Annotated in this window: 20 protein-coding genes and 1 riboswitch; of the genes, 10 read left to right on the top strand and 10 right to left on the bottom strand. The window is 39.7% G+C overall.

Translation table 11 applies throughout. The features are described from left to right. Window positions 1–158 precede the first annotated feature (158 nt). Complete coding sequence (locus tag CBW18_RS02275) at window positions 159–1,448, bottom strand: voltage-gated chloride channel family protein (protein ID WP_088299615.1); 1,290 nt, start codon at window positions 1,446–1,448, stop codon at window positions 159–161. A gap of 16 nt (window positions 1,449–1,464) precedes the next feature. Then, window positions 1,465–1,527, bottom strand: a riboswitch (Fluoride riboswitch). A gap of 64 nt (window positions 1,528–1,591) precedes the next feature. On the opposite strand from CBW18_RS02275, the gene CBW18_RS02270 reads away from it, so the two are divergent. Together CBW18_RS02270 and CBW18_RS02265 are read left to right on the top strand one after the other, a co-directional pair. Next, complete coding sequence (locus CBW18_RS02270) at window positions 1,592–2,557, top strand: tryptophan 2,3-dioxygenase family protein (protein WP_088299614.1); 966 nt, start codon at window positions 1,592–1,594, stop codon at window positions 2,555–2,557. 231 nt (window positions 2,558–2,788) lie between these two features. Next, window positions 2,789–3,853, top strand: a complete 1,065-nt coding sequence (locus tag CBW18_RS02265; RefSeq protein WP_088299613.1) for a branched-chain amino acid aminotransferase — start codon at window positions 2,789–2,791, stop codon at window positions 3,851–3,853. An 85-nt stretch (window positions 3,854–3,938) separates the two neighbouring features. Here the strand turns inward: CBW18_RS02265 and CBW18_RS02260 are convergent, their stop codons facing one another. Together CBW18_RS02260 and radA are read right to left on the bottom strand one after the other, a co-directional pair. Next, window positions 3,939–4,403 carry a DUF4920 domain-containing protein gene (locus CBW18_RS02260; RefSeq protein WP_216359182.1) on the bottom strand — a complete coding sequence of 155 codons (465 nt, stop codon included), beginning with the start codon at window positions 4,401–4,403 and terminating at the stop codon, window positions 3,939–3,941. A 341-nt stretch (window positions 4,404–4,744) separates the two neighbouring features. Next, window positions 4,745–6,121, bottom strand: coding sequence for a DNA repair protein RadA (gene radA / locus CBW18_RS02255; RefSeq protein WP_088299612.1), 1,377 nt, complete (start codon window positions 6,119–6,121; stop codon window positions 4,745–4,747). Between the two features lie 218 nt (window positions 6,122–6,339). Between radA and hflX the strand changes: the two genes are divergently transcribed. The 5 genes from hflX to CBW18_RS02230 all read left to right on the top strand — a co-directional run bounded on the left by hflX (window position 6,340) and on the right by CBW18_RS02230 (window position 9,875). Then, complete coding sequence (gene hflX, locus CBW18_RS02250) at window positions 6,340–7,527, top strand: GTPase HflX (RefSeq protein WP_088299611.1); 1,188 nt, start codon at window positions 6,340–6,342, stop codon at window positions 7,525–7,527. Between the two features lie 11 nt (window positions 7,528–7,538). Continuing rightward, window positions 7,539–7,916, top strand: a complete 378-nt coding sequence (rbfA, locus tag CBW18_RS02245; protein WP_088299610.1) for a 30S ribosome-binding factor RbfA — start codon at window positions 7,539–7,541, stop codon at window positions 7,914–7,916. Between the two features lie 162 nt (window positions 7,917–8,078). Further along, on the top strand, window positions 8,079–8,786 hold the full coding sequence (locus CBW18_RS02240) for a peptidoglycan DD-metalloendopeptidase family protein (protein ID WP_253248940.1): 708 nt from the start codon (window positions 8,079–8,081) through the stop codon (window positions 8,784–8,786). 45 nt (window positions 8,787–8,831) lie between these two features. Continuing rightward, entirely contained in the window at window positions 8,832–9,485 is a 654-nt protein-coding gene (locus tag CBW18_RS02235) for an energy transducer TonB (protein WP_088299936.1), read from the top strand. After that, a complete protein-coding gene (locus CBW18_RS02230) occupies window positions 9,486–9,875 on the top strand; it encodes a hypothetical protein (protein WP_088299609.1) in 390 nt (129 codons plus the stop codon). It abuts the gene before it with no gap. Window positions 9,876–10,025: 150 nt separating this feature from the next. Here the strand turns inward: CBW18_RS02230 and CBW18_RS02225 are convergent, their stop codons facing one another. Continuing rightward, complete coding sequence (locus CBW18_RS02225; RefSeq protein ID WP_088299608.1) at window positions 10,026–10,880, bottom strand: diacylglycerol kinase family protein; 855 nt, start codon at window positions 10,878–10,880, stop codon at window positions 10,026–10,028. A 60-nt stretch (window positions 10,881–10,940) separates the two neighbouring features. Between CBW18_RS02225 and CBW18_RS02220 the strand changes: the two genes are divergently transcribed. Continuing rightward, entirely contained in the window at window positions 10,941–11,915 is a 975-nt protein-coding gene (locus tag CBW18_RS02220) for an App1 family protein (RefSeq protein WP_088299607.1), read from the top strand. A 17-nt stretch (window positions 11,916–11,932) separates the two neighbouring features. Here CBW18_RS02220 and CBW18_RS02215 read toward each other — a convergent pair whose 3' ends face one another. Continuing rightward, window positions 11,933–12,301 (bottom strand): YccF domain-containing protein, encoded by a 369-nt coding sequence (locus CBW18_RS02215; protein ID WP_088299606.1) that lies wholly within the window; start codon window positions 12,299–12,301, stop codon window positions 11,933–11,935. A 116-nt stretch (window positions 12,302–12,417) separates the two neighbouring features. Between CBW18_RS02215 and CBW18_RS02210 the strand changes: the two genes are divergently transcribed. Beyond that, on the top strand, window positions 12,418–12,762 hold the full coding sequence (locus tag CBW18_RS02210) for a hypothetical protein (RefSeq protein WP_088299605.1): 345 nt from the start codon (window positions 12,418–12,420) through the stop codon (window positions 12,760–12,762). A gap of 145 nt (window positions 12,763–12,907) precedes the next feature. On the opposite strand, the gene CBW18_RS02205 is transcribed toward CBW18_RS02210, so the two are convergent. Together CBW18_RS02205 and CBW18_RS02200 are read right to left on the bottom strand one after the other, a co-directional pair. After that, window positions 12,908–14,107: a DUF1501 domain-containing protein gene (locus CBW18_RS02205; RefSeq protein WP_088299604.1), complete on the bottom strand. Its 1,200-nt coding sequence runs from the start codon at window positions 14,105–14,107 to the stop codon at window positions 12,908–12,910. Between the two features lie 18 nt (window positions 14,108–14,125). After that, window positions 14,126–15,559 carry a DUF1800 family protein gene (locus CBW18_RS02200; protein ID WP_088299603.1) on the bottom strand — a complete coding sequence of 478 codons (1,434 nt, stop codon included), beginning with the start codon at window positions 15,557–15,559 and terminating at the stop codon, window positions 14,126–14,128. 74 nt (window positions 15,560–15,633) lie between these two features. Here CBW18_RS02200 and aat point away from each other — a divergent pair, with 74 nt between their 5' ends. Next, window positions 15,634–16,278, top strand: coding sequence for a leucyl/phenylalanyl-tRNA--protein transferase (gene aat / locus CBW18_RS02195; protein WP_088299602.1), 645 nt, complete (start codon window positions 15,634–15,636; stop codon window positions 16,276–16,278). A 38-nt stretch (window positions 16,279–16,316) separates the two neighbouring features. Here aat and CBW18_RS02190 read toward each other — a convergent pair whose 3' ends face one another. The 3 genes from CBW18_RS02190 to CBW18_RS02180 all read right to left on the bottom strand — a co-directional run bounded on the left by CBW18_RS02190 (window position 16,317) and on the right by CBW18_RS02180 (window position 20,448). Further along, window positions 16,317–17,099 (bottom strand): DUF1080 domain-containing protein, encoded by a 783-nt coding sequence (locus tag CBW18_RS02190; protein ID WP_088299601.1) that lies wholly within the window; start codon window positions 17,097–17,099, stop codon window positions 16,317–16,319. Between the two features lie 66 nt (window positions 17,100–17,165). Next, window positions 17,166–17,480, bottom strand: coding sequence for a YgaP-like transmembrane domain (locus tag CBW18_RS02185; RefSeq protein ID WP_088299600.1), 315 nt, complete (start codon window positions 17,478–17,480; stop codon window positions 17,166–17,168). Between the two features lie 76 nt (window positions 17,481–17,556). After that, window positions 17,557–20,448, bottom strand: coding sequence for a DEAD/DEAH box helicase (locus CBW18_RS02180; RefSeq protein WP_088299599.1), 2,892 nt, complete (start codon window positions 20,446–20,448; stop codon window positions 17,557–17,559). Window positions 20,449–20,501: the final 53 nt, after the last annotated feature.

The following is a 20,501-nucleotide window of genomic DNA, read 5'->3' as shown; positions in this document are numbered from 1 at the left end:
TTGCTAATTATGGCTTAAGAAAGAATTTGTCAAAGCTGAAACTAAAAATCATCATTGCGAGGAGGAACGAAGAAGCAATCTTTTCGTCTGAATAGATTGCTTCACACCATCGCTAAGCCGTTGCCTTTCGCCATGTTGATGAGGCTTTACAGGTATTTTTATCCTAAAAACTGATGCTTCTTAATGGGAAATCTTTGAAATCGGCCTATGGCTTGTGATTTATAAATTCCCGCATGCCCGGAAAAAAAATATGCAGTAATGCAAGCAAAGACAATATAAACCGCAGAGTGCAAGCCGAATAATTCTGCACCCATGAAAATACAGGCCAGCGGTGTATTGGCCGCGCCGGAAAATACAGCAACGAAGCCCATTCCCGCTAATAATCCAACAGGTAATGGCATAAAAAGGCTTAAAAAACTTCCTAATGTAGCACCGATAAAAAACAGCGGCGTAACCTCACCTCCCTTAAAACCACAGCCTAACGTTAAAGCCGTTAAAAAAAGTTTAATGGCAAAGGTATAATATGGCTCCTGTTGGGTAAATGATTCTGAAATTACAGGAATACCGAGCCCTGTATATCTGGTATTTCCGATCAGGAAAATAATCACTACCAATAAAGCACCTCCAATAAATGGCCTAAGAGGCGGATATTTTATTTTACCAAATAATTGGGATACCATGTGGTTAAGCGTAGAAAAACTTCGGGCTGCTAATCCAAAAATTATTCCTGATCCAAGTGATATCATCACATTTGTGAAATTCATTTCAGGCACTGATGTCATTAAATAATGCGTATGGCCCACCCCCCAGGCTTTACAGGCATAGTTGGCAATGATTGCCGTAATAAAAGAAGGTAAAATAGCCCGATACATTAAACCACCCAATACAAATACTTCCAGTCCGAAAATTGCTCCCGCCAATGGCGTTCCAAAAACAGATGCAAAGCCTGCACTGATGCCACATATTAGAATGATTTTTCGGTCGCCCGTTTTTAGTTTGAACAGCCTTGTCAGCTGATCGGCAAAGGCTCCGCCTATTTGTACTGCCGTTCCCTCTCTTCCGGCTGAACCTCCGAACAAGTGGGTCACAATGGTTCCGGCAAAAATCAGCGGAGCCATAATTAAAGGAATAACTTTTTTCGGGCTTTGGAGTTCCTCTATCAGAAGGTTGTTCCCTTTAACCACTTCTTTTCCCCAGTAATGATACGTGAAGCCAATAAGTAAACCGGCTAAAGGTAAGAAAGCAATTATCCACAAGTGCTGTTCACGGAAATTTGTCGCCCAATTCAATGTTTCTAAAAACAATGCTGATGCAGATCCTGCCGTTATACCGATAACTGCAGAAAAAAATATCCATCTGGCAATATCCAGGAACATTAAATTAAAATCTTGCTTTATGAAACGATTGACGGACAGCAGAAATCCATCTATTAAATTTTTAACAGGCATTTGAATTCAATTTTATTAAATCGTAGGAGTCATCAGCCTGTCTGGGCGGTTTTGGCGGTACCCCATCGCCTTAAGCTCAAAAGTAGAAAATTTGCTCATTTCTACAAAAATCTTTATCACCTTTGTAGCAATAAACCAAAATAATGGAATTTACACCAGAAATTAAAGATAAACTGCATCAGCTTCAGGAAAAATATACTGCAATGGGCCAGGACATGGCTTCCTACCTGGACGGGTTGCTTTATGCTGATTTCCTCACCTACTGGGATTATATCCATCTGGATACTTTGTTGAGTTTACAAAACCCAAAGACGCCGATTCCTGATGAAGAAATCTTTATCATGTATCATCAGATTACGGAGCTTTATTTTAAACTTTCCCTGCATGAATGCAGACAAATAGCCGAGCATGAACATTTAACCGTAGATTTTTTTACTGCGCGGGTAAAAAGAATAAATGCTTATTTTAATGCCTTAACCACTTCTTTTGAAGTGATGGTAGATGGCATGGAGAAGGAGCAGTTCCTGAAGTTCCGGATGTCGCTTTTGCCTGCGAGTGGTTTCCAGTCGGGGCAATACAGAATGATTGAAATTTGTGCCACAGATTTTATTCGCCTGGTAGATAAAAGTAAACGGGAGGAGTTGAGTAGCGCCACCATTGAAGCGCAGTTTGAACATATTTACTGGAAATTCGGCGCAACAGAACTGGCATCCGGAAAACAGACCCTCACATTGAAACAATTTATCAAAAAATATGCAGCACAGTTTTTACAGCTGGCTAAAGATCGGTCTTTGACTAATTTCTCTGCCTTATTTCAACAGCTGCAAGCCAGCGGTGCCGATGTTTCTGCACTGGCAGCAGAATTGCGCAAACTTGATTTGTATGTCAATGTAGAATGGCCGCTGTCGCATTATAAATCTGCTGTTCGTTACCTGGAAAAAGACCCGGTTGATGTGGCGGCAACTGGAGGAACCAACTGGCAGAAATATTTGCCTCCGCGTTTTCAAAAAAGAATCTTTTATCCCTTCTTATGGACAGACGAACAAATGGAAGAGTGGGGTAAAGGTTGGGTGCTTAGTGTACTCAAAACACTCAAAAACAAAGATTAATATTTTGAAAAGCTATTAGAAAAGCCCGTTTTTTCTTAATTTGCGCAAAATAAATAATGATTGTGTTAGAGAATGCCTGAATGATTGAATTTGCCTGTTGCAAACCGTCATTCATTCAAAAATCAATCATTTAAATTCAACAATAATTGAATTATTGGTTGATGGAATGATGGAACCTGCACGATCCAATCATTCACTCATTCAAAATTCACGCATTCAAAATTCAATAATATGACCGAGACCTTAGATATAAAAATCACCAAGACGGATCAAACACGTTTGAGCGTTACCGATTTTTCCCAATTACCGTTCGGTAAGGTTTTTACCGATCACATGTTTACAGCCGATTATGAAGATGGCGAATGGAAAAATTTACAAATTCTTCCATATGGACCAATTCCGATGAGCCCTGCAATTTCTGCGCTTCATTATGGCCAGGCCATTTTTGAAGGTTTAAAAGCTTATCGCCAGCCGGATGGAAAAATCAGTGTTTTTCGTGCTGATAAAAATTTCGAACGTTTTAATAAATCTGCCGCCAGAATGTCTATGGCAACCATCCCTGAGGAGATTTTTATGCAAGGCCTGGCTGCGTTAATTGCCGTTGACGAAAAATGGGTGCCGGATCAGGAAGATTATGCTTTATATATTCGTCCGGTAATGTTCGCCACAGATCCTTATTTGGGCGTAAGGGCATCTGATTCCTATAAATTTGCTTTATTAACTACCCCAACTGGACCATACTACAGTTCAGCGCTGAAAGTTAAAATTGAAAATGAATTTACCCGTGCAGATGAAGGCGGAGTTGGTTTTGCAAAAACTGCCGGAAATTATGCCCGTTCGTTATATCCATTCGAACAGGCGCGTAAAGAAGGTTTTGATCAATTAATCTGGACGGATTCTATTGCGCATGAATATATTGAAGAAGCCGGAACAGCGAACTTAATGTTTGTAATGGATGGTAAACTGGTTACACCATCGGTAAGAAGCACGGTTTTAGACGGCGTTACCCGCGATACCATCATAAAACTGGCTAAAGCAGCGGGGATTGAGGTAGAAGAACGCAGGGTTTCAGTTCAGGAAGTGATTGAAGGTATTCAGAACGGGAGTTTAACAGAAGCCTTTGCTGCAGGAACTGCGGCTACGGTAACACATGTAGGACAGATCGGTTATAAAGGAGAAATCTACCAGTTAACTGATCCATCAACCAGATCGGTTTCAAATGGCATTGCTAAACAGTTGAATGATATCCGTTATGGTTTGGCACCTGATAAATTTGATTGGAACTGGGTTTTATAATTCCATTCAATTCCATTCATCACCAGGAAAATAATCCCGAAGCAGCATCTGTACCGGGATTATTTTTTGCGCCTTCCAGCTTCAATTATTTATCCAAAATGACTACACCTTTCGCTTCGAAAGCCAGTTCCTTTTTAGGATCAGTAATTTTCGCTACTTCTTCGGGCGATTTTTTAGCATCTTCAGCATAGTGCCGTAAAGTTTCTACAGAGATGGTTTGTTTTTTGGCTAAACCATCCAACACTACATTCTTGCCTATAATATCCATTGGCATAAAAAAAGCATAGTCTTTAAATGTCACACGCATGGGTTCACCATTAGGCATTTCCAAAGTCATCCAGCAGCCTTTTTTCTTGCACACATCAACCACTTTGCCCTGAATCTTCATGTCTGCTGTAGTTTTATTTCCCATTGCAGCCTCCATTTTGGCAGCAGGTTTAACGTTACCCATTGTTACTTCCGCTCCAAATTTCTGGCCTGTATATGCCGTTTGTGAAAAGCCGGTAAGAGCGAAAAAGCAAAAACCCAGGCCTAAAATAATTTTTTTCATTGGGAATATTTTTAAAGTTTGACGCGGTTATTTATCTGATTTAAAGTTATCTAAAATTTAGTGGAATTGTATAAATAAAAAAATCCCCGTTAGGTATGGCTAACGGGGAAAATCATCCCTAGTGTTATCAATCACATCCCATGATGAACAACAAAACAACTCAGGCAAAGGTTAAACCAGAACCATAAAAGTAATTTAAATATTTTTTAAATACTTGATTATTAATGGTTTATTTATTCCTTAAAGGAGTTGTTGAATTTTTAAAAATTAAAATCTGGGGAATTTGATGATCAAAATGTGGAAAATTCGTTGCATAAATTCCACTATCGTACACCTATTACTTAACCGAAAATCATCCCGAAAACTTCTTCAATTTTACTTACGGCTTTAATTTCCAGGTGATATTTAGCAATGTCAATTCCTTTCAGGTTATATTTTGAAATGTAAATGGTTTCGAAACCCAGTTTATCAGCTTCGGCAATACGTTGTTCAATCCGGTTTACTGCCCTGATTTCTCCTGATAAGCCAACTTCAGCGGCAAAACAATTCTTGGATGAAATGGAAATATCCTGATGGGAGGAGATAATCGCAATCAGCACAGCCAGATCAATTGCAGGGTCTTCCACCCGGATGCCACCTGCAATATTTAAAAAAACATCCTGGGTACTTAACCTGAAGCCGCAACGTTTTTCCAGTACGGCTAAAAGCATGTTCATTCGTTTGGTATCAAAGCCGGTAGCCGATCGTTGTGGCGTACCATAAGCAGCCGCACTTACCAATGCCTGTGTTTCAATTAACATCGGGCGTGCACCTTCCAGCATCGCTGATATCGCAATGCCACTTAATTCTTCATCGCGCTGCGAGAGGAGTATTTCAGAAGGATTAGATACTTCCCGGAGTCCGCTGCCCTGCATTTCATATATTCCCAGCTCAGCTGCGGCCCCGAAACGGTTTTTAATCGACCTCAGGATCCGGTAAACATGATGCCTGTCGCCTTCAAACTGTAAAACAGTGTCTACCATGTGTTCCAGGATTTTCGGTCCGGCAATGGCGCCGTCCTTGGTAATATGGCCGATCAGAAAAACCGGTACACCGGTTTCTTTCGCAAAACGAAGTAACTCTGCAGTACATTCCCTTACCTGTGACACACTTCCCGGAGTGGAATCAATATGAGCTGAATGTAAGGTTTGAATAGAATCTACCACCAGTATCTCTGGTTGCAGTATTTCGATTTGTTTAAAGATATTTTGGGTGGATGTTTCGGTCAGGATATAGCAGTCTGCAGACGGACTTTCTTTAATCCGCTCTGCCCGCATTTTTATTTGCTGTTCACTTTCCTCACCAGAAATATAAAGAAGCTTTTTACCCTTTAAATTTAGGGCCAGTTGTAGCATGAGGGTAGATTTACCAATGCCCGGTTCGCCCCCAATCAGCACCAGTGATCCTTCTACCAAACCACCACCTAAAACACGGTCAAGTTCTTTATCGCCGGTTAAGATCCTTCTTTCTACGGATGACTGTATCTCATCAACCTTACTGGGTTTGCTTAATTTTCTCGAACTGGTTTCGGTTTTCCAGGCGGGTACAGATGTGGTGCTTTTCTCTATAATTTCTTCAACAAATGTATTCCATTGCCCACATGAAGGACATTTTCCTAACCACTTTGCTGATTCATAACCACAACTCTGACAGAAATATGCTGTTTTAGTTTTTGCCAATTGCTTTCAATTTTAGAATACGAATTTAACCTTTAGTGCGTGATTGTGCTTTTATTTTTATAAACATTTCAGGGCAGGAATAATTGATTGTTGCGGAGGAGAATATTAAATTTATGGAGCAAATGTAAGCTTCCATCTTAAAGGCAAACTTTCCTGTCACCTCATGGGTTGTAAATGAAAGTTACATTTTGCAAAATTTGTATCTTTGTACATATTACATGGGAAAACAGAAATTTTATGATACTGCGATCAAGCAGGAGCGGGCCATATTGGTTGGTGTAATTACGCCGGGCGAAAAGGAAGAACAAACAAAAGAATATTTAGATGAATTAGCTTTTCTGGTTGAAACAGCTGGCGGTAAAGTGGAAAAGAATTTTACCCAAAAGATGTTGAAGCCGGAGCGTGCCACTTTTGTCGGTACCGGAAAGCTGGAAGAAATCAAGGCATATGTAAAATCGGAGGAGATTGATACCGTGGTTTTTGATGATGAATTATCCCCATCTCAACTGCGTAATATTGATCGTGAACTTGGGGTAAAAGTTTTGGATCGCAGTAACCTGATCCTGGATATTTTTGCCGGGAGAGCACAAACTGCCCAGGCTAAAACCCAGGTAGAGTTAGCACAACTGCAATATGTTTTACCCCGGTTAACGGGTATGTGGACCCACCTTGAACGCCAGAAAGGTGGTATAGGGATGCGCGGACCAGGTGAAACACAGATAGAAAGTGACAGAAGGATTATCCTGAATAAAATCTCTTTACTAAAAGAGCGTTTAAGATTAATTGACAAACAGAACGAAACACAGCGTAAAAACCGTGGTCAGCTCATTCGTGTGGCTTTAGTGGGGTATACCAATGTGGGTAAATCAACCATCATGAATATGCTGTCAAAATCTGAGGTTTTTGCCGAAAACAAACTTTTTGCCACGCTGGATACGACCGTAAGAAAGGTGGTGATTGAAAATTTACCTTTTCTGCTGTCTGATACGGTTGGGTTTATCCGCAAACTGCCCCATCATCTGGTCGAGTGTTTTAAATCTACGCTGGATGAAGTGCGTGAAGCAGATATCCTGATTCATGTGGTAGATGTTTCACATCCGAATTTTGAAGATCAGATTCATATTGTGAATGAAACCCTAAAGGATATCGGCGCAATTGATAAAGATATGATACTGGTGTTCAATAAAATTGATGCTTATGTATCGCCGGAAACTGAAGGAGATGATGACGATGGCAAATTAAGTCTTCACGATTTCAAAAAAAGTTGGATGAGCCATGGCAAGGCCCCTGTACTTTTTATTTCAGCAACGGAAAAAGAGAACATAGAAGAGTTTAAAAATTTATTATACGATAAAGTTAAGGCTGCACATACCGCCAGATACCCGTATGATAATTTACTTTATTAATAATAAAAGATATGGAAAGTAAACGTCAGCAAAAATTTGCAGGAGTACTACAGGAAGAATTGGCACAGGTTTTTCAACGTGAGGGTGGAGCATTTTTGCCAAACACATTGGTAACCATCACCCGTGTGCGGGTATCGCCGGATTTAGCTGTAGCGAAAGTGTATCTGAGTTTTTTTAATACCAGCAACACCACATTATCCATTAATACCGTTAATTCACATGCCGGCGAGATCCGGTATAAACTGGGTGCACGGATTCGCCACCAGGTAAGGGTGGTGCCGGAACTTACTTTTTTTGTGGATGATACCAATGAGTACGTGGAACGCATGGATCACCTGTTTGAGAAAATAGCAAAGGAACCAAGACAACCAGACGAGGAAGCTGAATAATTCAAGCTGAATTAGGGTATTGTACCTCGAAAAAGATTTATGCCCGCATGGTAAACCTACCTGCGGGTATTTTTTTACAGCCTGAAGATGGAAGCCTGATAGTTTAAGTTTCCTGTTAAAAAATGCTAGCCAGAACCCAACACTTATCACCATACCTATAACATGAAAATGAAAACATTTGAGCAGGTTATTCATGCAAATGCAGCACATATTCAAAGTATAATTGATTTTAATGCAGATACCGATCAGCTCTTGTCCTTGGATTTTACAGCGAAGAATGGTGAACTTACCAATGAAACATTAGCAGATACAGAGATGTTCTCCAGATGGGTAGATCAGCAACTTTTAAAGCATCAGGCCCGTTATGGCATTGGTGGTTATAATGAGCACCGGACCATTTATGCCCGCAGTGCTCATTTTGATACCGAAGAAGAACCACGAAGATTGCATTTGGGTGTCGATATCTGGGCCCCTGCCGGAACAGCAATTTGCAATTTTTATGAGGCAAGGGTACATAGTTTCGCCAACAATAATCACTTTGGAGATTATGGTGCAACCATTGTACTTGCTTATGAAATGGCTGGTTATACATTTCATGCGTTGTATGGGCATTTAAGTCTGGAATCCTTGAACGGCCTGAAGGAAGGAGATTTTATTGCTGCAGGAAGCAAATTTGCCACATTAGGCGTAAAGGAAGAAAACGGGAACTGGCCACCACATTTACACTTTCAGATGATTCGGGATATGGGGAAGTGGAAAGGTGATTATCCCGGTGTATGCCGGTTTAGTGAAAGGGAAGAATACCTGGAAAATTGCCCTGATCCGAATATCATACTGGCGCTCCTCCTGCATCATATGGGATCTGATTAATGTATGCTGAAACGCAGCAGTTATTTTTTACGTAAATTAGAAAATATGAAAGTGCTCACAACCATTTGCTTTGTTTTTTTTAGTGTATTTGTTTCCGCACAGGTTCAGTTCGAAGCTGGAAAGGGCAACTTTGCTGATTTTTTAAGAGAACATACCATTTACCCGGCCTTCTCCAAGGCAAATTGCATACAGGGTACAGTTAGCGTCAGCTTTAAATTAGATCAGCAAGGTAAAATATACTCTTCCAAAGTTACTAAGGGTATTCTTACAGATCTGGATGAAGAAGCCCTGAGGCTGGTACGCCTGAGTAGTGGCAAATGGAAGGTGCCTTCCGGTTATGATACCACAACAGCGGTAATTATTCCGGTAAACTTCCGGCTGGAAGGCTATCAATGTGAAGGGAAATCTAAATCAGATATGGCTGCTGCAATCAGGTCCTATCAATCAGAAGAAGCATTAATCAATTCGGTGATTAATTTCTATAAAAATATAGATCAGGCGAAACCCGGGCAGGAAGTCCAGTTTATTGCCATTAAAAAACAGTTGGGGATTGATGATGATTACCTGAATTCGAGAATAGAAACGGGACTGAAAAAAATTAAGCAGGGTGATCGTCAGGGGGCTTGCGAGGATTTCTTCTTTGTTAAGAATATGGGTAGCAATATGGCGGATGTTTACCTGGCTAAATATTGTAAATAAATGAAAAATACTGTCCGATTTTTCGCCTTTCTTGATCTTCTTAGCATTTTTTTACTGGCCAAACAATTTTGGGGAATGATTACACACCTCAATCAAATTCCCGATCAGCTGGTTTCCCAGGTTAAAGTGTGGCTTACTTTGTTTTTATTTGTGCTGCTTTTTGTTTCTGCAATAGGGTTATTCCTATCTCGCAAATTTGGGTTTATCGCTTACTATGTGCAGTTTCCCTTTCGGTTAATCGTGTGGGTTTTTTCAATAGGTTTCATTACCTTTTTGCCTGAACTGCTGAATTTAAGTGACGCCTGGTTTAACGCTCTTTTTAAAGTGTGCTTTATTGCAGAGTTCTTTAGGTTATATTATACTGTTCAAATTCATAAACGGTATTTTTAAAATCATTGTTTTCCTGCGGATGACAGGGATTAGCAGATCTGGATGCTGAAAAAATTCTTTAGTTGTTAAACAGAAACACAAACATAAGTATAGATAAGGTTGCGCTAAACGCTGCATATCTCTGTTATTCATTATTTTCAATAGTTCAGGTTATAAAATTACGGTTACGGAGGCAGGTAAAATTTTAGCAGTAACTTCGTTTACTTTACCTATGTATTCTCCATCTACCTGAAAATGGGCTTTGTGTTTGGAAGATATTTTCACCTGTGAGGTTTGAAAAACTTCTATTTTTTTCGGATTAAAAGGAAGTTTGGTCAGCCAGATTTTTAAGATTTCCAGGTAGGAATAATCTTTCACCACCACAATTTCAAACAATTCATCATCAAGTTTCCCGTCAGGGTTTATTTTCAGGCCTGTACCATACATGGTTGCATTGGCAATAGCCACCATAGCTGCAGCAGATTTAATGGTTGCTCCTTTAATATTGAGTTCAATCTGCATACGTTTATGGTTCCACAAGGCATGCCAGGTCGCTTTGGCATAACCCCACATGCCACGTTCGGGCATCGTATCAAATTTCTTTACCAGGTAGGCATTAAAACCAAGGTCTGATAAGTGAATGCAAAGCTCATCGTTCAGTTTAATAGCATGAATTTGATGCGGTTTGCCGCTGACGACCAGATCAAGTGCCAATTCAATATCTGTCGGAATACCCAATTCCTTTGCCATTCCATTTGCAGATCCGGCAGGGATAATGCCTATTGGAATGCCGGTGTTCAGCAGGCATTCTGCAACAAGTTTCAGGGTTCCGTCTCCACCAACGGCCACCACCCGGTCTGCTTTTTCCTGATTGATTTTTTCCTTTATATTTTTAAGCGAGCAATCCTTAGGAAGCTCAAATAGTTCGGTTGTGATGTCTTTTGAAGAAAAATGTGCAGAAATTACTTCCTTTAAATTGAGATCGTGACTACCGGAGCCCGGATTTATAACAAATAGTAATTTCATGTGCTTAACCTAATGGCTTACAACAACAAACAACTTTTATGAAACTCTGTTTTAATATCAATGAATAAATCTGTTAGTGTAAAAGTTTATCATGGTTACGGGCATAAACATAACCTTGTTGTTTATGGTCATGTATTTAAACGTAAAGCAAAAAGTAAACAGGTTTACAGCAACAACATTTTGGTCAATGTTATCCACCTGTTAAAGCTTTTTATTTTGAAGCCCTATCCTTTGGTTGAGGTCAGGCTTCAGTTTTTCGGACAAACCGTATATCAGAAAACTGAACACGATGGTTTTTTTAAATTTGAATGGGCGGCTGATGAAGATGTTCAGGCGGGCTGGCATCATGTAAAGGTAGCGGCTGTTGATAAGGACGGAAAAGTATTGAATACTGGTGAAGGCAAAGTTTACGTACCGCATATTACGCAATACGCCTTTATTTCTGATGTGGATGATACGGTGATGATTTCGCATTCTGCAACCATTGGCAGAAGGCTGCGTGAACTTTTTATTAAAAATCCACATACCCGGAAAACCTTCCCGGATGCGGCAAGCCATTACCGGCAACTGGCCTTATCGCATACGGATAAAAATCAGCCTAATCCCTTTTTTTATGTCAGCAGCAGTGAATGGAACCTGTATGATTACCTAATTGAAACCTTTCGTTTTAACAAACTTCCGGATGGGGCATTTTTGCTGAATACTTTAAAGAAGTGGAGCGATTTGCTTAAAACCGGTAAAACCGGACACGAAGGGAAGTTACTGCGGGTCATGCGCATTCTGGATGCTTTTCCAAACCAGAAATTCATTTTTTTTGGCGATAATTCTCAGCATGATCCTATTATCTATACGCAAATTGTAGAAAGATACCCACAGAATATTGAGGCCGTTTACATCCGCAACATCAGGCCTGAAAAAGAAGATGAAACACAATTACTGATGCAACGAATCGAAACGCATAACATTCGCACCTGCCTGTTTAAAGATAGTAATGAGGCCATCAAACATTCAAATGCTATTGGTTTAATTCAGTAAACCTGGATTCTTAAATTTTATGCAATTGATTTTCCAAAAGGTGTAAAAGCCAGGTTCATTAATTTAAAGTGTTGTCTGCCAAAGGGAATGCCTATAATGGTGATGCAAAATAAAATTCCGAAGAACAGATGTGTTAAGGCAATCCAAAACCCGCCACACACTAACCAGAGTATATTCATAATCGTTGATAAGCAGCCGGTATTTGAAGATGTATCAGTGATTTTAACCCCAAAAGGGGCAAGGCCAACAATTGCAAATTTAAAGCATTGAATGCCAAAGGGAATGCCCACAATGGTCAGGCAAAGGATTAAACCGCCGATAATATATTCGAAGAAAATAAAAATCCCGCTAAAAATAATCCAGATAATATTGCCTACAAAGTTCATTTTATTTTTTAGTTTAAGATAGCTTTTAGTTGTAATTGTTACAATTGTTAAATGATTCTTCTCTTTTCAAAAAATGTTTTTTCTTAATTTACAGGCACACACAAAAGAAACAGGTTATGAAAAAAACATTAATTTTAGCCACACTCATGGCTGGCTTTGCATCGGTCGATGTTAAAGCACAAACTGTAAATGGCATTCGGTTGACAGATATCAAAGCTGACTATATTCAGGTCAGGGCAGATGAGAGGGTTTTAGCGCGAACCTTTTTTATCACCATTGAATATGGACAACTAACAAACGATTGGGAGAATACTGTATTAAAGGATGACGACGGAAAGAAAATACAATTTAATTCTGCGTTAGACTTTATTAACAAGGCGAAATCCTATGGCTATGAGCTTTTCCAGGTTTTTACCGAAGGTGAAAAAAAGGATGTGGTATATCTGTTAAAGCGAAAATAGATACCGATAAATTGCAGGAAGGTTGTCCTTTTTCGCTGCACTTGTAGGTCAATCACATCAGGATAGAAACGCCGGCAATTTTTTCTATTGCCGGCGTTGTAATGAATGGCAGTACTCTCCACAGCCGAAACCCGGGTGTTTGAAATTATATGAAGTCCAGTGTGTTGAATTTTTTATTTAAGATTTCACCATTGTTTACATCCAGCCATTTATCTAGTATGGTGCCGTAAACCTGGCGGAAATCGAGTTGGTATTTCAAATCACCGCTATCCAAATCGCTTAAGTTTGGCGCATCATTAAAGATGCCTTGTTTTTTAAGCCGGCCACCAAATACGAACATATTATTCGCCGTACCATGATCTGTCCCGCTGCTTGCATTTTGTTCCACGCGGCGGCCAAATTCTGAAAAAGTGATAACCAATGTATCTTCCAGCTTATTATTGTTTTTAAGATCTTTTATAAAAGCAGCCATGCCTTCGCTGTATTGTTTTAATAAATTGCCTTGCTGGCCGATTTGATTCACATGGGTATCAAAACCGCTGAGCGATACATAATAAACCCTGGTTTTTAATCCCGAAGAAATGAATTTGGATACCGTTTTCAGCTGGTTGGCGAAGCCGCTGGAAGGATAGGTGAATTTAGATTGGTAGATCTTCGAAGTATTCTGGATGTAGCTGGCTGATGATTGCGTTTCAATCATGGTTTTATACAAATAACCTAAATTATCTTCATCCAAATGTTCCTGGTCATTTTGCAATACCGCTTTAAAAAAAGGGTTATTCGTGTTGTTGAATAGTGATGCAGGATCTTTCAGGGCAATGCCTTTTTTAGTTTGTCCTTTCATGGCCAGTGATAATGAATCATCTACTTCAATGGCTGTATAAGGGAATTTGCAGGTCTGGCAGTTGCTGTCGAGGTAGCGGCCAATCCAGCCGGTTGACAGGAACTGATTGCTGTCGCTACCCGTTTGCCAGATATCCATAGAGCGGAAGTGCGAACGATCCGGATTGGGATAGCCAACATCATTGATGATGGTCATCCAGCCTTGGTCATAAATCTCTTGTAAAGCTGCCATGTTAGGATTTAGTCCCTGCATATTGTTAAGTTTGATGACTTCCTGTGGTTTAATGGCAATACTTTTTCTCTTCTGATAATAAATGTCATTTCCAAAAGGCACTACGGTATTTAAGCCATCGTTTCCGCCGGATAGTTGTACCACCACCAGGTTTTTATAAAGGCTCAGTTCATCAAGTGCTAAAGCCTCAAAAGGTTTCATAAATGCGGGTACAAATAGGGAACCTGCGGCAACAAAACCTGTGTTTCTTAAAAAATTTCTTCTGTTCATGTCCTTATGATTTGAGATTTAAACAAGCTGATATTCCGGCATACTGGTAATTTCAACTGCAGTGCTTCGAAGGCCCTTATTGTTGCTCACCATTTTTATGATTTTATCATTCAGTTTTGGCTGTAAGAGAAACGAAGTAAGTTCAGTGGGCGATATTCCTTTAGGGAAAGTGCTTAAAAATTTTGACCAATCTGCATTAGCATTTACATAAGATTTTGGCTTCGAATTTTTATTTGCCGCAGTATTTTTGTTCAGGGCGATTACAGCCTCATCTTCCGGATCTGCTTTGCCACTAAAATCAATCTCACCATCATTTAAAACTAAAGAAGGAATCCGCATCCTCAACATGAGAGACGAACTATCTATCCAGTTTTGCCCTCCAGGCCAACCTGCTACATTGGGTGGGTTAAACAGGTACTGGCCCAGGCTGCTTTGTAGCTGAATCAGTATTTGTGGTTTATTATAAGTGACATAAAATTCCCGGCTTAAACCTACCAGAAACTCTATCGGCGATTTGATTTTAGTCCCTACATTTTCCGGAGCATAAAACCATTCAGAAGTAAACATCTTCTGCATCAACGCTGAAATATCGTAGTTTGATGCATAAAAATGATCACCTAATTCTTTTACATGTACTTCATTGGGTTGATCATTAACAAAAAATTTATAAACTTTTCTGGAAATGAATTCAGCAGTATCAGGTTTTGCTAAAATGAGGTCAATGATGTTCTCTCCATCAAAATTACCTGTTTTACCAAAAAATGTTTTGGTACCCTCATCATGGAGGTTTTGACGGAAAATAAATGCTCCGTCTTTGTCATACATCCATCCGGTAAAAGATCTTGCCGATTCCTTAATGTCATTTTCGGTGTATTTCCCTCTGCCCAGCGTAAAAAGTTCCATCAATTCACGGGCAAAGTTTTCGTTTGGTTTGCCCTTTCTGTTTTGCTGATTGTTCAGGTATTGTAACATCGCCGGTGATTTAGACACTTCAACCAATAGTGTTTTGAAACTGCCTAATCCGTGTGTTCTCTGGATGTTATTGAGCTGTTGTGCGTATAGAGGTTCATTGCTGCGGCAAGCAAAATGGCCATGCCAAAAAAGCGTCATCTTTTCTCGCAAAGGGGAGGTGGTATTAATCAATTTATCAATCCAGGCAATATTCAGGTCCTTACTCACTTCATTCTGCATGCGGGTAATTTCCTGACGAATTTTCTTTTCCTCATCGGTGAGGTCTTTTTTAGCATATAAGCCAGCCTGAACAAGCATCTGGCGTCTGGATTCGGTATCACTCACCAGGCTGATCGAATCATCTTTAGCTTCTTTCAATAATCCGGCAACATTTTTTTCGATGCTTTTTTTACTTAGTTTATGTAAATCAGCATATGAAATTCCGAATCCGGCCCTATTGTAAAGATGCTTTACTTTGATGAAATTGTCTTTTGCACTCATAATAAACAGTTTAGTTGTAGGACATGATTTAAACGCCCGGGTTTAATCGTTATTTTTCTTTCTTATTTTTGAGGATGTTTTTTCAATTACCAGATCATGAAATGATCTTTCCTGATCCAGCCCTTGCTGAAGATGATGGTTTACTCGCCATTGGTGGCGATTTGAGTCTGGAAAGATTGTTACTGGCCTATTCTAGCGGAATTTTTCCATGGTTTAGTGAGGGAGAACCCATTTTATGGTATGCGCCTCATGAACGTTGTGTGATCTATCCTGAACGCCTGTTAGTGAGTAAGAGCATGCGTAAAATATTTCGGGATGACGTATTTAAAATTACATGCAATACCGCATTTGAAGAAGTGATCTCGAACTGTGCTAAAACACCGAGGAGAGGGCAGGATGGAACCTGGATCACCAACGAAATGCAGGCAGCTTACATTAACCTTCATCGGCATGGTTATGCACATAGTGTAGAAGTTTGGCATCATGATCAGCTGGCCGGTGGATTATACGGACTGAAAGTAAACCGTGTTTTTTGCGGAGAAAGCATGTTTAGTACTGTCAGTAATGCATCAAAGGCGGCATTAATTTATTTAAGCCGACTGGATATTGATTTGATTGATTGTCAGTTGCCTAATGATCATTTAATGAGTTTAGGTGCTGAAATGATCTCAAGAGAAGTGTATATAGAATTTCTTCAAGCCGGTCATGGCTTCAGATAGCAAAAAAAACCTGCAAAATAAATTGCAGGTTTTAATTGTTAAAATTCTCTAACCCAGATATTTCTAAAGCTAATAGCTGGGCTGGGGTCGCCGTGATCCTGAAGTTTAATTGATGCGGCGCCATGTTTTTTATATTCGGGTGCACCAATCCATCTGGTTTCGCCCTTTACCGCGAAATTATTTTGTAATAAAACACCGTTAAGCATTACCGTAACTGTTGCAGGCTTTAGCACAGATCCGTCTTCCTTAAATCTTGGGGCATTCCATATGATATCATAATACTGCCATTCACCGGGTTTTTTATTGGCATTCGCCAGTGGAATCCCCTGCTTATACACACTTCCGGTTTGCCCGTTAACATATGTTTTATTCTGATAGGAATCCATAATCTGGATTTCATATCCGCTATCGCCTGGACCTGTAGATGCCAAAAATACACCACTATTTCCTCGGGCCTGGCTTGTTCCGGTAATGTTAGCCGGGATTCTCCACTCCATGTGAAGCTGATAGTCGGTAAACTTTTTATTGGTTTCAATATTACCGATGCCTTTTTTTACCGTGAAGAAGCCATCATCTATCGTCCAGGCTGCAGGTTTTGACGGATCGTTAACAGAATGCCAGGCATCCAGATTTCTGCCGTTAAACAAAATAATAGCATCAGAAGGTGCATCCTGAGGCAGGTTACCTGGGGTTACCGTTTTTGGAACTGGTTCCCAGACTTCTGTTTTGGCCGCTTCTTTTGCCGGATCTGTTTTTTTATCCTGCGCTAATGCCGACATACCAAATAGTGTTGGAATGAAAAGTAATGCGTATTTGCTCATAATTATAGGTTATCTTTTTTAAAGTTAACCAGTTTATTAAGAAATAGAAATTTCGTATTCAATTTATTACGCCAGATCATCAGCTAAATACGTTTCTTTGATTACGATTTCATCAGGGATGAGTTCTTCACGTTGTTCCTGTAAATCTTTTAGCGGGCAATATCCGGTTAAACCCCTGTAAAGTAATCCTGCACCTGCAGCAGCTCCCGTTAAAGCAATAACCGGGTGAGAAAACACATTGGTTAATCCTTTAAAAAGCAAATAAGTTCCGGCTGCACCAGATAGCCAACGTTCTGATCTGGAGATATTTTGAAACAATTCAGGATATTTCCAGGCCTCTTTTACATTGTCAATAGCTCTATTTAAATTTTCGTTTTCCATGATGGTAGATTTAATGTGATTTAATAACAACTGGAAAATGATACAGTTTTAAAATGATGTGGATAAAATCCGGATGCTAATTTAAAATATCCCTGATATCATCTTTACTTAGCGATTTAAAGAAGCTCTCCTCCGTAGTGATTAATGAATTGGCCAATGATTTTTTTCGGTTTTGCAGGGCCAGAATTTTCTCCTCCACGGTATCTTTAGCTATAAATTTATAGATAAAAACCTTTTTGTCCTGACCAATGCGGTGTGTTCTGTCGATAGCCTGTTGCTCTACTGCAGGATTCCACCAGGGGTCTAAGATAAAAACGTAATCTGCCTGCGTTAAGTTTAATCCCACGCCACCGGCCTTAATGGAGATCAGGAAAACCTTCAAATCGCTGTTTTGCTGAAACTCAGCTACAATTTCGCCACGATTACGGGTAGATCCATCCAGATAGGCAAATGGAATATTTTCGGCCTCAAAATGTTTTTTAAAGATATCAAGGTGTTTCACAAACTGAGAAAAAACCAATACTTTATGTCCACCTTTAAGCACATTATCAAGGGTATGGATTACATTTTCGAATTTACCTGAATCAGAAAGGTAGGTGCCATCTATCATCACCGGGTGGTTGGCCAATTGACGTAAAGCAGTTAATCCCTGCAGAAGCTGAACCTGTTTTTGCGCAAAAGTACCATCATCCATGCTCTGCAGCAGATCATTTCGGTAGGCTGATTTGGTTTTTTCATAGTAAGCTGCCTGATCTTCGCTCATGTCGCAATAAATTACCTGTTCCGTTTTGGGGGGTAATTCTGCTGCTACCTGTTCTTTCGTTCTGCGCAGTACAAAGGGTTTAATAATGGTTTGAAGCTTGCGTGCTTTTTCCTCATCTTTTTTCTTTTCAATCGCCTGCACATACTCCTCATAAAAGAAAGCCTGCGTACCCAACAATCCAGGATTCAGGAAGGTTAGCTGCGACCAGAGATCGCCCACTGAATTTTCTACAGGTGTACCACTCAGGATCAGCCGATGTCTCGACTTCAGGCTTCTGACCGATTTGAAAGATTTGGAAGCCGGATTTTTAATGTTCTGACTTTCATCCAGAATTACATAGTTAAAGTAAAAACTTTTTAATTCTTCCACATCAACCCTTGTTACGCCATAGGTGGTAATAATAATATCATAGTTGGCAAAAACTGCCACATCTTTATTCCGGTTGCTACCGGTATGGGCGTAGATTTTAAGATTTGGTGTAAACTTTTTAGCCTCTGTTAACCAGTTATAAATTAAAGAGGTTGGCATAATAATTAAAGAAGTGGTTGGCGTGGCCAGCAATTGGTCATCTTCTTTCACCTTCTGCAACATGGCGAGTGTCTGGATCGTTTTTCCCAAACCCATGTCGTCTGCCAGGCAACCACCAAAATTATATTCCCGTAAAAAACTGAACCAATTGTAACCCGCTTTCTGATAATCGCGGAGACTGCCCTTGAAATGTACAGGCATTTGTGTATCGGCAATATCTTCAAAATCCGACAGGCGTTGCAGCTTACGTTCTAAAGTTACATTTGCCAGACTATCTTCAGCTAAATCATTCAGCAAGCCGATATGATGTTTTTTAAGTTGCAGGGTTTTTCCTGTTTCGGCCAGGCTGAACAAACTGCCGTATTGAGTAAACCATTTTTCAGGAATAATGGCGACTTCACCATCCGGCAACATAAATTCTCTTCTTTTGTGAAGAATGTGCTGTTTAAGCGAAAGAAAGGGAATCTGGTATTTCCCAAACCATACGACGGCATTGATATCAAACCAGTCATTGCTTTCTTTAACTTCCAGATCGATTTTGCTGGTCCCAAACACAAAGCGTTTCTGGCCGGTAGCCTGTTCAATTTCAAAGCCCAGTGACTCTAGCAGTTCAATATGCTCATTCACCCAATTGATGGCCGCATAACTTGGGTTTTCTTCGCTACTGTCTACTTCCAGGTTACTAAAAAGTGCACTGGTCTTTTTCAAGCCAAGTGAGAGTAGTAAATTAAACTGCTTCTTTTCCCACTCCGCCGAACGTTTAATGCGGTGGAAAATGTAGTTGTCTTCAGTTTTCTCCAAACGTACAGTCACCTTATGGGCATTTTCAAGAGGAAAATGATATTCGCCATACTTGAAATAAAGTTGAATCTGAGAGATTCCGCCGTCTACATACAAAACTTTAATAACCGGGATAGCTTCAAACTGCTCTGTTCTGATTTCGAAACCTTCTGCATAAACATGATGTTTTTCTATCAGCGGCGCTACGAATTTTTCAAAATATGTAGCCTCTGTTGATTTGGGAATGGCAATATAACGTTTAGCCAAAAATGGCTGAAGCTTTTTTCCTTCAATATCCTGATCAAAAAAGTACAAAACATCATTTAAAAGTAACCAGGCTGGCTTATTGCTGATAATTTGCGCTTCTTTGAACATGAATTCAATACGAAGATTCTGGTATTTTATGGTTGGGAAATAACGTGTTTCCGTTTCGTTTCTACGGAAATGAAATAAAATTGATGCGGGTTCTGCAGCAAGTTCTATTTTGCGTTCCACCGGCCATCCATCTTTATCCATGATATAAAGTTCATCCTGAATCTTGAGCATCTCCAATGCCTCCGCTAATTTTTTTTCAATTTTAGGGCGAACACTTTCATAAAACTTCTCATCAAAAACTTTGGTGAAAAATTCAGTAGGTCTGATTACTTTTTTATAATGCTTTTTAATGATCGAATCCTGCTCAATATCGTCTAAAATTTTGATCAGTTTATAATCAATTTCAGTTAGGCAAGCCTGAAATTCTGCTGCAGTATGGGTGAAAATTCGTTGATATGTAAAAGAAAAATCTCCGTTCGGATTGAGCTGGACAATATGAGGTTCAATTAAATAGCCCAGAAACTCATGTTTACACAAAGAGTATACAATTTTACAAGGTTTTGAGCTATCTACGCGTAACATTGATTGGTTTAAAAAAAGAATTAAGAGTTAGCATCTTAAAAAATTTAAACTTA

The sequence above is a fragment of the Pedobacter sp. AJM genome, assembly GCF_002197755.1.
Taxonomy (GTDB): Bacteria; Bacteroidota; Bacteroidia; order Sphingobacteriales; family Sphingobacteriaceae; genus Pedobacter.
The sequence above is the reverse complement of the archived record's forward strand: the minus strand, read 5'-3'. Positions and strand labels throughout refer to the sequence as shown.